This window comes from Kribbella sp. NPDC023855 (assembly GCF_040639475.1).
In the GTDB taxonomy this organism is placed as follows: domain Bacteria; phylum Actinomycetota; class Actinomycetes; order Propionibacteriales; family Kribbellaceae; genus Kribbella.
The window spans coordinates 657,887-669,451 of record NZ_JBFAAA010000003.1 but is presented as its reverse complement, the minus strand read 5'-3'; the positions used below and the strand labels follow the sequence as shown (position 1 = coordinate 669,451).

Below are 11,565 nucleotides of genomic sequence, written 5' to 3'. Positions count from 1 at the left end.
TCGATTGATACCGTCGCGGAATGACTGCACCTGCTGTACCGCAGCGGTTGACTGCGCCTGAGCCTGGTTGGACCGAGACGGTTGACGTGGTGGTGGTCGGCTCGGGGATCGCGGGGCTGACGGCCGCCCTGAGGGCTCGTGAGCTCGGTTCAGTGCTGGTGGTGACGAAGGATGTGCTCGCTTCCGGGTCGACCCAGTGGGCCCAGGGCGGGATCGCCGCGGCGCTCAGCCCGGAGGACTCGCCCGAGGACCACTTGAAGGACACCCTGGTCGCCGGGGCGGGGTTGTCAGACCCTGAGGCCGTCCGGGTGCTGGTGACAGAAGGGCCGGACGCAGTACGGGAGCTGATCGAGCTCGGAGCGGTCTTCGACACCGGCGCCGGGGGAGACCTGTCGCTGACCCGCGAGGGCGGCCACCACCGCAACCGGATCGCCCACGCGGGCGGCGACGCCACCGGCGCGGAGATCGAGCGGGCCCTGGTCGCCGCGGTGAAGCGCGCGCCGGACATCCGGATCATCGAGCACGCGCTGGTGCTCGACCTCCTGCTCGCCGACGACGGCGCGGTCGCCGGCGTCACGCTGCACGTGATGGGCGAGGGGCAGCTCGACGGCGTCGGCGCGATCCGCAGCCGCGCGGTCATCCTCGCCTCCGGCGGACTCGGCCAGCTGTACGCCGCGACGACCAACCCGAGTGTCTCGACCGGTGACGGGATGGCGCTCGCGTTGCGGGCCGGCGCGAAGGTGCGCGATCTCGAGTTCGTCCAGTTCCACCCGACCGTGCTCTGGCTCGGCAAGGGCGCGAAAGGCCAGCAGCCGTTGGTGTCCGAGGCTGTTCGGGGTGAGGGCGCGTTCCTGGTCGACCACGAGGGCAAACGGTTCATGCAGGGTCAGCACGAGCTGGCCGACCTGGCGCCGCGCGACGTGGTGGCGAAGGCGATCATGCGCCAGATGCTTGCCTCAGGCAAGGATCATATGTTGCTGGACGCCCGCAGTTTCGGCGACGAGAAGTGGCGGGTCCGCTTCCCGACCATCCTGGCGTCCTGCCGTTCGCACGGTATCGATCCGGTGCACGAGCTGATCCCGGTCGCACCGGCCTGTCACTACTCGTCCGGTGGCGTCTGGACCGACCTGCACGGCCAGACGTCGGTGCCCGGCTTGTACGCCTGTGGTGAGGTCGCCTGCACCGGAGTGCACGGTGCGAACCGGCTCGCTTCCAACTCGCTTCTGGAGGGCCTCGTCTTCGCCCGCCGGATCGCGGCTTCGCTGGCCGAGCGGTTGCCGGAGCTCCGCGAGCCGGCTGTCGACCATCGGGTGCCGGGGCTGGTGGACGAGGACGTAGTACCGGAGTTGCAGCGAGTGATGACCGTAGGTGCCGGGGTGATCCGCAGTGAGCGTGGACTGTCGGAGGCGGGTGACAGACTCGCCAAGCTGATCGAGCAACCGGCCGAGCAGCCCGGAACGCCTGACTGGGAGGCAACGAACCTGGCCACGGTCGCCTCCGCGTTGATCGCGGCGGCAGCCACTCGCGAGGAGAGCCGCGGCTCGCACTGGCGGGAGGACCACCCGGATCGCGACGACCAGCACTGGTCAGGCAGTCTGGACCTGACACTGCCGGCCGAGGATGATTCGGCACGGCCCGCCGCGACGTTCGTGGCTCAAGCACCACCTGAGGGGAACTAGCAATGGATGACACGCTCGACAGGCAGTGGGTCGAGGACCTCGTCCGGGCCACCATCGAGGAGGACCTGGCCGGTGGCGTCGACGTCACCACCACGGCCACGGTCGACGAGGAGCACGTCTCGGTCGCGGAGTTCGTGGCCCGGGCCGACGGCGTCGTGGCCGGCCTGGAGATCGCCGAACTGGTGATTCGGCTGATCGCGGGCAAGGACGAGGTCGAGATCGAGCACTCCGTCACGGACGGGGCCAAGGTCACGACGGGCGCGGTGTTGATGACCGTCCGTGGCAAGACCCGGCAGTTGCTCACTGCGGAGCGCACTGCGCTCAACCTGCTCTGTCACCTGTCCGGCGTGGCGACGCTGACCAGCCGCTGGGTCGCAGCCGTCGACGGCACCGGGGCGGTCATCCGGGACACTCGCAAGACCATGCCGTTGCTGCGGTCACTGGAGAAGTACGCCGTGCGCTGCGGTGGCGGCCAGAACCACCGGATGGCGTTGTCCGACGCCGCCCTGATCAAGGACAACCACGTGATCGCCGCCGGCGGTGTCGCCGAGGCGTTCGGGCTGGTCCGCAAGGCCTATCCGGACCTGTCGGTCGAGGTCGAGGTGGACTCGGTCGAGGACGCCCTGATCGCGGTCGACTCCGGCGCCGAGCTGATCCTGCTCGACAACATGCCGGTCCCGCAGCTGCGGGAGGCCGTCGAGAAGGTGGCCGGCCGCGCCCGGCTGGAAGCCTCCGGTGGACTCACTCTCGACGCGGCCCGCGAGGTCGCCGAGACCGGCGTGAACTACCTCGCCGTCGGTGCGCTCACCCACTCCGCACCCGTGCTCGACATCGCGATGGATCTCCAGGCCGCCTGATGCTGCTCGCCGTCGCCGTTGAGAACACCAGAACGCTGGTCGGCCTGATCTTCGAGGGCACGGTCAAGCGGCACTGGTCGGTGGGGACGGATCCACGCCGTACTGCGGACGAATGGGCCGTCCTGCTCGAGGGACTGCTGGCGGGGGAGTCCGAGGTGTCGGGGATCGCGCTGTGTTCCGCAGTACCGCATGTCCTGCACGAGCTGCGCGAGGTCGTCGCGCGGTACTACCAGGACGTGCCGAGTGTCGTCGTCGAGCCGGGCGTGAAGACCGGCTTGCCGGTCCTGGTCGACAACCCCCGCGAGGTGGGCACCGATCGGATCGCCAACGCGCTCGCGGCCGTCAACCGGTACGGCGCCCCCTGCATCGTCGCCGACTTCGGTACGGCGACCACGGTGGACGTCGTGAACGCGAACGGAGCCTTCATCGGCGGCGCGATCGCACCCGGCATCGAGACCGCCGTCGACGCGCTCGGCGTGGAAGCGGCCCAGTTGCGGCGGGTGGAGCTGCTGCGCCCGCGGGCGGTGGTCGCCAAGAACACCGTCGAGGCGCTGCAGTCCGGCGCGATCTTCGGCTTCGCCGCCCTGGTCGACGGACTGATCACGCGGATCATCGCCGAGCAGGGTTTCGAGCACGTCACCGTGGTCGCGACGGGTGCGTTGGCGCCGCTGGTGGTCGGTGAGTCGAGCCAGATCCAGCACCACGAGCCGTTCCTCACGTTGCAGGGTCTGGACCAGGCTTTCACCCGCAACCACTGACGGTCACTCTCCGTACGCCCAGGGCGCTCGATTCTGGGATCTTGCGCACAGCGCGTCACAGGATCACGATGAGGTGAGCGGCCCCCGGGCGGGGAGGCCCGGGACCACAGGGTGATCCCTGTGGTCGCAGCGTCGTGGGTCGCGGTCCGGGGGAGGATCATGAGATCGACTTATCGCGTACTGGCCCTGCTCATCGCGCTCGGTGTGGTCGTCCAGGCCATGAGTGTCGCGCTCGGCTGGTTCATGGTGCTGAAGGACGTGGACGAGGGCGCGGTGTTCGACAAGAACTCCGATTTCAACTTCGGCCAGGTCACCCACGGCATGGTCGGCATGATGGTGATCCCGCTGCTGGCCATCGTGCTGCTGATCGTGTCCTTCTTCGCCCGCATCGCCGGCGGGGTGAAGTGGGCGGCGATCATCTTCGGCCTGGTCGCCCTGCAGATCGCGCTGGCTTTCGGCGGCTTCGGCGTCCCCGCCATCGGAGCGCTGCACGGGCTCAACGCGCTGGCTCTGCTCGCGGTTGCCGGGATGGCCGGCCGGCGTGCGGCCGAGGCTCAGCCGTCGGCCGTGGTCGACACGGAGGCAGTCACTCAGCCGCCGGCCGTCTAGATGCCGAGTCGCCGCACCCTGGTCGCCCTGGCGGCCACGTTGGTGGTGCTTGCTCCGATCGGCTGGTTCTGGTCGCAGAGCCTGGTGCCGGACGGCCTGTCGGCGATGGACATGGGGTACGCCGACTACGGTGGCGGGCCGTCGATGGCGGCCGGGCACCATCACCGCAGCCTGGCGGAACTCAAGGCTGCCGCCGATCGGGCCCCCGATGTGTCGGTGCGACTGGTAGCGCGTAAGGAACGTTTCGAGATCCCGGGCCGCGGGTCGATGGAGGGCTACACGCTCAACCACACGTCGCCCGGTCCCCAGATCACCGCGAAACAGGGCGAGCTGGTCGAGGTGACGCTGGTCAACGAGTCGGTGCCCGACGGGATGACCCTGCACTGGCACGGCGTCGACGTACCGGCTGCTGAGGACGGAGTCGCCGGGGTGACGCAGGATGCGGTGCTGCCGGGCCAGACCTTCACCTATCGGTTCGTGGCGGTCGACGCGGGCACCTACTGGTACCACTCACACCAGTTGTCGCACGAGCAGGTGAAGAAGGGCCTGTACGGCGTACTGGTCATCACACCCGGTACTACGGACGTGGTGGCCGCAGTACACACCTACGACAAGGTCAGAACGGTCAACGGCGGGTACGGCGAACGTCGGGTGGCTGGGAAGCCCACTGTGCGGCTACGGCTGATCAACACGGACAACGGACCGATGGCGGCCTGGGTAGACGGCGCCGGGTATCGAGTGGTCGCAGTAGACGGTACTGCGGTGAACGCGCCGACTCCTGTCGAGGGAAAGTCAGTACTGGTGACGGCGGGCGGCCGCATTGACTTGGAGATCACCACCTCGGGCAGGGCTGTCCGGATCGGCCTGGGTGGCGGACCGACGACGCTGGTGATCGGCGAGGGGGATGCGCCGGCCGGGCCCGAGCCGGCGCAACGGGTCGACCTGCTGAGCTACGGGAAGCCGGCCGCGCTGCCGTTCGACCCGTCGAAGGCGGATCGGAACTTCGAGTACCGGATCGGCCGCCGACCCGGCTTCTTCGACGGGAAGCCCGGCCTGTGGTGGACGATCAACGGTCACCAGTTCCCCGGCGTACCGGTCTTCATGGTTGCTGAAGGCAATGTGGTGCGGATGACCGTGCGGAACACGTCGGGCCAGGTCCACCCGATGCACCTGCACGGTCATCATGTCGTGGTGCTGAGTCGCAACGGAGTAGCGGCCAGTGGCAGTCCCTGGTGGACCGACTCGCTCAACGTCGAGGACGACGAGAGCTACGAGATCGCCTTCGTGGCCGACAATCCAGGCATCTGGATGGACCACTGCCACAACCTCCCGCACGCCGCCCAGGGCCTGGTCACCCATCTGATGTACGACGGAATCAGTACTCCGTTCCACCTGGACGGCGCCACTCACAACCAACCGGAGTAGTCGCCGTCAGTCGTCGATCGGGCGGCCGACCGTGAGCGCCTCCTTCATCTGAGGAGACAGGTTGTGGTAGATCGCGTCGGGCCTGGTGCCGGTGCCGTCGAGGGTCTTGGAGAAGAAGGCCCGGGCCGCGGCCGCGAGCGTGACGTCGAGGACGTCCTCGTCGGACAGGCCGAGGGCGCGCAACTGGTCGACGTCCGCTGCGGTGACGGAGTCCGCGGCGAGCGCGACCTTGCGGGCGAAGGCCATCACCGCCTCGTCGACCGGGTCGCTCGCCGGCTTGTCCACCAGCGCCGCCACTTCGGCGTCGGAGAAGAAGTTGTCGGCCAGCACCTGCCCGTGGGCGAGGCTGCAGTAGCTCGACTTGAGCGCGGTCGCCGCGGCCACGGTCGCCAGCTCGTACCGGCGCAGGTCCATGTTCGCCTTGATCGCGCCGTTCAGCTGCTTCCAGGCCTCGAAGACGGCCGGCCGCGCGGAGAAGGTGATGGCGAAGTTCGGCACGTGGCCGGCCTCCGACCGGTTCGCGTCCAGGTAGTCGCCCGACGGTTCCGGCGTACTGATGAATGCCATGGTGTCCCCCCCGTGGTGAGATGCTCCTCTTCGCAGCGTCTCACCGATCGGCTGATCGGTCGAGATCAGCTGAACGACCAGCCGGTCCAGCGCTCGACGGTGACCGTGATGACCGGGCCGCGCGGCGGATCGAGCACGTACTGCGGATACTTTGCCGCGAGCAACGAGATTGCGGCCGGGTGCTCCGGGTCCACCCGCGCGGTGCCGTCGACCCGGACCCACCACAGCTGCCGCCAGTCGGCGTCGTACCGGTCGCAGAGGACCGCGACGTGCGGGTTGGCGGCCAGGTTGCGCAGCCGCTGCAGGTCGGTGGTTGCCTTCGGCTTCTGGTCGACCGCGATCACCAGTTCGTCACCGGTGATCGCGAAAACGATTGGGACAAGATGGGGCCGAAGTTCGTCGCCCGGAGTGATACTGGCCAGGTAGGCGTGATCGGCCGCGGCGAGGCGTTTGCGGCAGGCGTCCTCGGTGAGTCGCACGCTGGTGACCCTACTGCCCGGGCGGGCCGGACCCGCTGGGTATCGTCTACGCCGGTGTCCCTCCAAGAGTTCGGGTGAGGCGAGATGGTGAGGTTGCGCAACGTCTTGTCGGCCGCTCTCGCGGCCGGCCTGGGCGCGGCTGTGCTGACGTCCTGTACGGCGGACCCGACGCCGACCAACGTGACGGTTGCTTGGGCCGACAGCACCCGCCAGGAGGTCCGGGTCAGCTGGAAGGACTCCGACGCTCCGAACCGGATCACCATCGAAGGCGTGCTGAGCACCAGTCCGACGTACGTGAAGTTCCTGCCGGCGAGCGAGCCCAACACCTGGAAGATCCCGGCCTCGGAGTTCCCGCCGGACGGCACCTACAAGGTCTCCGTCGGTGTCGGTACGTCGACCGAGGGCATGTCCAGCAAGCTCGCGAGTTCGCCGGTCTTCGACACCGAGGGACCCGTGCGGCCCAATGGCGCGACGGCGACTCCGGTAGGCAGGCGGGACGTGTTGGTGCGCTGGACCGTGCCGCCGCAGCCGCAGGACTTCAGCCCCAACGACCCGCTGGACGTGACCGGCGCCAGCCAGAGCTACGTCCCGGTGGTCGGCCGTCCTGGGCAGCCGCTGCGCGCGGCCGGGCCGGCGACGACATCGACGCGGCAGGTGATCAAGAGCCTGAAGCCGCCGTACCTGTTCCAGTTGCGGGCTCAGAACGAGTGGTCCACCGCGATCGGCGGGCAGCTCTCGGCCCGGGTCAGCTCGACCGGTGCGACGGTCCCCGCTCTGACGCAGTACGGGGTGCCGGTCCGGATCCGGGGCCGGACGATCCTGCAGGAGGTCATCTGCGCCGACGAGGGTAGTTGCGTGCAGCAACGGTCCACGTCGGCCGGGCTGCCGCTGGTGGTGCTGACCCAACTGACGCCGGGCGCGCGCTGGACACCGGCTGCCCGCGGCAAGACCACGGCGGGTGGGCACTACGACATCCCGATCGCGGCCGGTGCGAGCCGGCCGTACAAGGTGCTGATGCCCGGCTACAGCCAGGTCGGCACGGCCGCGATCCGGTCGACCAGCCGGCCGCAACTGATGCAGACCGTCGTACGGCCGGTGTCCACCGGTTTCGTCGGCGGTGCGATGAAGAAGCGCGGCGAGACCATCACCGCGGTCCTGGTGGTCCAGCCGGCCATGAACACCACCGTCTACCTGCAAGCGTGGAACCGGCAGGCCAGGAAGTGGGTGGGCGTCAAGGCGCTCCCGATGCGCAAGGGCCAGGCCGCGTTCGCGTTCAAGCTGGCCAAGCCGGGCATCTACGTCTACCGGTTCGTGATCCCCAACGCGACGATGCTGGGCCGGCCGCTGCTCGGCCGGGTCTCCAAGAACCTGTCGCTAAGCGTCCGCTGACTCCACGGCGTTCCCGAGACCGGCCGGTACTGCGTCCGACGGCGCGGCCTGCTCCGGATTGCGCCGCTTGCGGACCTTGTAGACCACGTACGCCGTGCCGAGGCCCACCGCGATCGCGACCAGCGCCCAGATCGACAGCTGGCCGAAGATCTTGTCCGCGTTGTCGCCGACCTGGTAGGCGACCAGGCCGATCGTGGTCGCCCAGGCGATGCCGCCGGTCGCGTTGGCGGCCAGGAAGCGGGGATAGTTCATCCGCAGCATGCCCGCCATCGGGCCGGCGAAGATCCGCAGCAACGCGACGAACCGGCCGAAGAAGACCGTCCAGACGCCGTACTTGTGGAAGTACTTCTCCGCCTTCTCGATCCGCTCCTCGGAGAAGTGGTGGAACCGCCGGCCGAGCCGCTCGAACAGTCCCCGGCCCGCCTTGCGGCCGATGTAGTAGCCGATCGAGTCGCCGATGATCGCGCCGGCCGCGGCCGCACCGATCACGAACGCCACGTTCAGCTGCCCCTGCGAGGCCAGCAGCGCCGCGGCGATCAGCGTCGTCTCCCCGGGCAGCGGCACGCCCATCGACTCGACCCCGATCACCAGACCGACCACCAGGTACGCGGCGATCGCCACGCCGCCGGTCGGGATCGTGATCGCCAGCGCGTGCATCGTGAGTTCCCCCATGCCCCCATCCTGGCACCGGGAGGCAACTGATTACCTGACGCGGGAGCTATTCCGGGGGAATTTCAGGGTTTGCCCCGTTGAACGCCTTCGTCACGTTCTGCAGCGCCGAGGTGACCTCGGACGGGATCACCCAGAACGTGTTGCCCGGGCCCTTGGCCAGCTCGGGCAGCATCTGCAGGTACTGGTAGGCCAGCAGTTTCGGGTCCGGATCGTTGCGGTGGATCGCCTCGAAGACGGTGTCGATCGCCTTCGCCTGGCCCTCGGCACGCAGGATCGCGGCCTGCCGGTCACCCTCCGCGGTCAGGATCCGCGCCTGCCGCTGGCCCTCGGCGGCCAGGATCGCGGCCCGCTTCTCCCGGTCCGCGCGCATCTGCTTCTCCATCGACTCCTTGATCGACGGCGGCGGGTCGATCGCCTTCAGCTCGACCCGGTTGACCCGGATCCCCCACTTGCCCGACGCCTCGTCGAGGACGCCGCGCAGCTGGGAGTTGATGTGCTCGCGCGACGTCAGCGTCTTCTCCAGGTCCATGCTGCCGATCACGTTGCGCAGGGTGGTGACGGTCAGCTGCTCGATCGCCTGGATGTAGTTGAAGATCTCGTACGCCGCCGCGCGCGGATCGGTGACCTGGAAGTAGAGCACGGTGTCGATGTCGACCACCAGGTTGTCCTCGGTGATCACCGACCGGGGCTCGAACGAGACCACCTGTTCGCGCAGGTCGATCAGGGCCCGGGGCCGGTCGATGAACGGGATGACGATGTTGAGGCCCGGCTCGAGCGTGCGCAGGTAGCGGCCGAGCCGTTCCACGTTGCTGGCTCTGGCCTGCGGCACGATCCGCACGGTCCGCAGTACCAGAACGACGGCCAGCAGAGCCACGATCAGCCCCACGATCAGCTCGGCCATGACTACTCACTCCCGGGGATGGACGAGGGCCGTCGCGCCCTCGATCGCGAAGACGTCGACAGTGGTCCCGGCCGGGATCAGCAGGTCGGGATCGTAGGACCGCGCGGTCCACTCCTCGCCGCCGATCCGGACGCGTCCGGGCTCCCGCCCGACCACACTCAGGACGACGGCCTCACGCCCGACCAGCGCGGCCACACCGCTCCGCAGCTGCGGGTACGCCGTCAGGTGCCGCCGGGCCACCGGCCTGACCAGGACGATCAGTGCCGCCGCGGTGACCGCGAAGGCCAGCAGTTGCAGCCCCACGCCCAGCCCGAGCGCGGCCACCCCACCGGCCGCCAGGCCGGCCAGAGCGAGCAACAGCAGGTCGAGAGTGGCCGTCATCAACTCGGCGATCCCGAGCACGGCCGCGATACTCAACCACAGAAGCCAGGTCTGCATGCGATCACCTGCACCGGCGGAACTACCTCTTGCCTCGACGGTACCCCCGCAACCACGGTCGCGGACCTAACAGTTCGGGCTTTCTTCCCGGCTGGGGTGTGGACAATGGATTCGTTGGTCTGGGCGGGGAGTCACTAGCCTTTGAGCTATGACTGACTCACGTGAGAACCCGGTAACGCCCGACAGCGGGCAGGACGACCTGCCTGAGCAGATCCGGGTACGCCGGGACAAGCGTGACCGGCTGCTGGCCGAGGGGGTGCAGCCCTACCCGATCTCGGTGCCGCGGACGCACCTGCTGAAGGACCTGCGGGCGAAGTACGACGGGCAGGAGCTGGAGCCGGACACCAAGACCGGTGAGCAGGTCGCGGTGGCCGGCCGGGTGATCTTCCTGCGCAACACCGGCAAGCTCTGCTTCGTCCGGCTGCGCGAGGGCGACGGGACCGAGCTGCAGGTGATGCTGTCGCTGGCGGACGTCGGCGAGGAGGAGCTGGCCCGGTTCAAGGCGCTGGTGGACATCGGCGACCTGCTGTCCGTCCAGGGCGAGGTGGTGACGAGTCGCCGCGGTGAGCTGTCCGTGCAGGCGACCGGCTGGCAGATGGCGGCCAAGACGCTCCGGCCGCTGCCGAACGAGCACAAGCCGCTCAACGAGGAGGCCCGCGTCCGGCTCCGGTACGTCGACCTGATCGTGCGCGCCGAGGCCCGCGAGATGGTCCGCACCAAGGCGGCCGTGCTGAAGTCGCTGCGCTCGACCTTCGACGGGCACGGCTTCATCGAGGTGGAGACGCCGGTCCTGCAGCTGACCAACGGCGGCGCCGCGGCCCGGCCGTTCAGCACCCACCTGAACGCCTTCGACCAGGAGATGAAGCTGCGGATCGCGCTCGAGCTGGATCTCAAGCGGGCGATGATCGGCGGCGTCGACCGGGTCTTCGAGATCGGCCGGACCTTCCGCAACGAGGGACTCGACTCGACCCATGCGGCGGAATTCTCGATGATCGAGTCCTATCAGGCCTACGGCGATTACGATTCCATCGCCGAAGTGACCGAGGAGCTGATCCGGAACGCGGCCCGCGCGGTCGGCAAGAGTGTGGTCACTGCCCGCGACGGTTCGCAGATCGATCTGGACCAGCCGTGGCGGCACGCGACGCTATTCGAACTGGTCTCCGAAGCGGTCGGGGAGACCGTCGACGCGACCACCGACGCGACCCGGCTGACGAAGATCGCCGAGCAGCACGAGATCGACCTGCAACCAGGCTGGAATGCCGGTGAGATCGCGTTGGAGATCTACGAGAAGCTGGTCGAGCACACGCTGATCCAGCCGACCTATGTGCGGGACTATCCGGAGTCGGTGCGGCCGCTGGCCAAGCCGCACCGCGAAATTCCGGGCCTGGTCGAGGCGTGGGACCTGATCATCAACGGGGTCGAGCTCGGCACCGGGTACTCCGAGCTGAACGACCCGGTGATCCAGCGCGATCGCCTGGAGACACAGTCGTTGCTGGCCGCGGCCGGCGATCCCGAGGCGATGGAACTGGACGAGGACTTCCTGCGCGCGATGGAGTTCGGCATGCCGCCGGCCGGTGGGATGGGGATGGGCCTGGACCGGTTGGTCATGTTGTTCACCGGGGCCGGGATCCGGGAGACGATTCTGTTCCCGCTGCTGCGTCCGGAGTAGCCACTAAATCGGGCCCGGGAGCCGTTGCATAGCACAACCAACGGCCAAATCCATTCCCGGGTCCGAAAGTTATGCGATCCGGTCGGTGAGCACGATGAATACCCATCGTCACGATGGATGGC

The 11,565-nt window shown here is 68.6% G+C and carries 12 protein-coding genes; 7 read left to right on the top strand and 5 right to left on the bottom strand.

Annotated features, from left to right (window positions below; genetic code table 11):
* Window positions 1–20: 20 nt before the first annotated feature.
* From AB0F51_RS14075 to AB0F51_RS14055, 5 genes are all read left to right on the top strand, one after another.
* A complete protein-coding gene (locus tag AB0F51_RS14075) occupies window positions 21–1,679 on the top strand; it encodes an L-aspartate oxidase (protein ID WP_360279060.1) in 1,659 nt (552 codons plus the stop codon).
* 2 nt (window positions 1,680–1,681) lie between these two features.
* Window positions 1,682–2,536 carry a carboxylating nicotinate-nucleotide diphosphorylase gene (gene nadC / locus AB0F51_RS14070; RefSeq protein ID WP_360279057.1) on the top strand — a complete coding sequence of 285 codons (855 nt, stop codon included), beginning with the start codon at window positions 1,682–1,684 and terminating at the stop codon, window positions 2,534–2,536.
* Window positions 2,536–3,294, top strand: coding sequence for a type III pantothenate kinase (locus tag AB0F51_RS14065; RefSeq protein ID WP_360279054.1), 759 nt, complete (start codon window positions 2,536–2,538; stop codon window positions 3,292–3,294). The genes nadC and AB0F51_RS14065 overlap by 1 nt, the downstream gene beginning before the upstream one ends.
* Before the next feature lie 159 nt (window positions 3,295–3,453).
* Window positions 3,454–3,903, top strand: coding sequence for a DUF6220 domain-containing protein (locus tag AB0F51_RS14060; RefSeq protein ID WP_360279051.1), 450 nt, complete (start codon window positions 3,454–3,456; stop codon window positions 3,901–3,903).
* A complete protein-coding gene (locus AB0F51_RS14055) occupies window positions 3,904–5,328 on the top strand; it encodes a multicopper oxidase family protein (protein ID WP_360279048.1) in 1,425 nt (474 codons plus the stop codon).
* Window positions 5,329–5,334: 6 nt separating this feature from the next.
* On the opposite strand, the gene AB0F51_RS14050 is transcribed toward AB0F51_RS14055, so the two are convergent.
* Window positions 5,335–5,895: a carboxymuconolactone decarboxylase family protein gene (locus tag AB0F51_RS14050; RefSeq protein ID WP_360279046.1), complete on the bottom strand. Its 561-nt coding sequence runs from the start codon at window positions 5,893–5,895 to the stop codon at window positions 5,335–5,337.
* Between the two features lie 65 nt (window positions 5,896–5,960).
* Window positions 5,961–6,374 (bottom strand): TIGR03668 family PPOX class F420-dependent oxidoreductase, encoded by a 414-nt coding sequence (locus AB0F51_RS14045; protein WP_360279043.1) that lies wholly within the window; start codon window positions 6,372–6,374, stop codon window positions 5,961–5,963.
* A gap of 84 nt (window positions 6,375–6,458) precedes the next feature.
* Between AB0F51_RS14045 and AB0F51_RS14040 the strand changes: the two genes are divergently transcribed.
* Window positions 6,459–7,763, top strand: coding sequence for a hypothetical protein (locus AB0F51_RS14040; protein ID WP_360279040.1), 1,305 nt, complete (start codon window positions 6,459–6,461; stop codon window positions 7,761–7,763).
* On the opposite strand, the gene AB0F51_RS14035 is transcribed toward AB0F51_RS14040, so the two are convergent.
* Genes AB0F51_RS14035 through AB0F51_RS14025 form a run of 3 tightly spaced genes read right to left on the bottom strand, consistent with a single transcriptional unit; the run spans window position 7,749 to window position 9,774 of the window.
* Complete coding sequence (locus AB0F51_RS14035; RefSeq protein WP_360279037.1) at window positions 7,749–8,435, bottom strand: DedA family protein; 687 nt, start codon at window positions 8,433–8,435, stop codon at window positions 7,749–7,751. The genes AB0F51_RS14040 and AB0F51_RS14035 overlap by 15 nt on opposite strands.
* 46 nt (window positions 8,436–8,481) lie before the next feature.
* Window positions 8,482–9,336, bottom strand: a complete 855-nt coding sequence (locus tag AB0F51_RS14030; RefSeq protein WP_360279035.1) for an SPFH domain-containing protein — start codon at window positions 9,334–9,336, stop codon at window positions 8,482–8,484.
* 6 nt (window positions 9,337–9,342) lie between these two features.
* Window positions 9,343–9,774, bottom strand: coding sequence for an NfeD family protein (locus AB0F51_RS14025; protein WP_360279032.1), 432 nt, complete (start codon window positions 9,772–9,774; stop codon window positions 9,343–9,345).
* 148 nt (window positions 9,775–9,922) lie between these two features.
* Here AB0F51_RS14025 and lysS point away from each other — a divergent pair, with 148 nt between their 5' ends.
* Window positions 9,923–11,443, top strand: a complete 1,521-nt coding sequence (lysS, locus tag AB0F51_RS14020) for a lysine--tRNA ligase (RefSeq protein ID WP_360279029.1) — start codon at window positions 9,923–9,925, stop codon at window positions 11,441–11,443.
* Window positions 11,444–11,565: the final 122 nt, after the last annotated feature.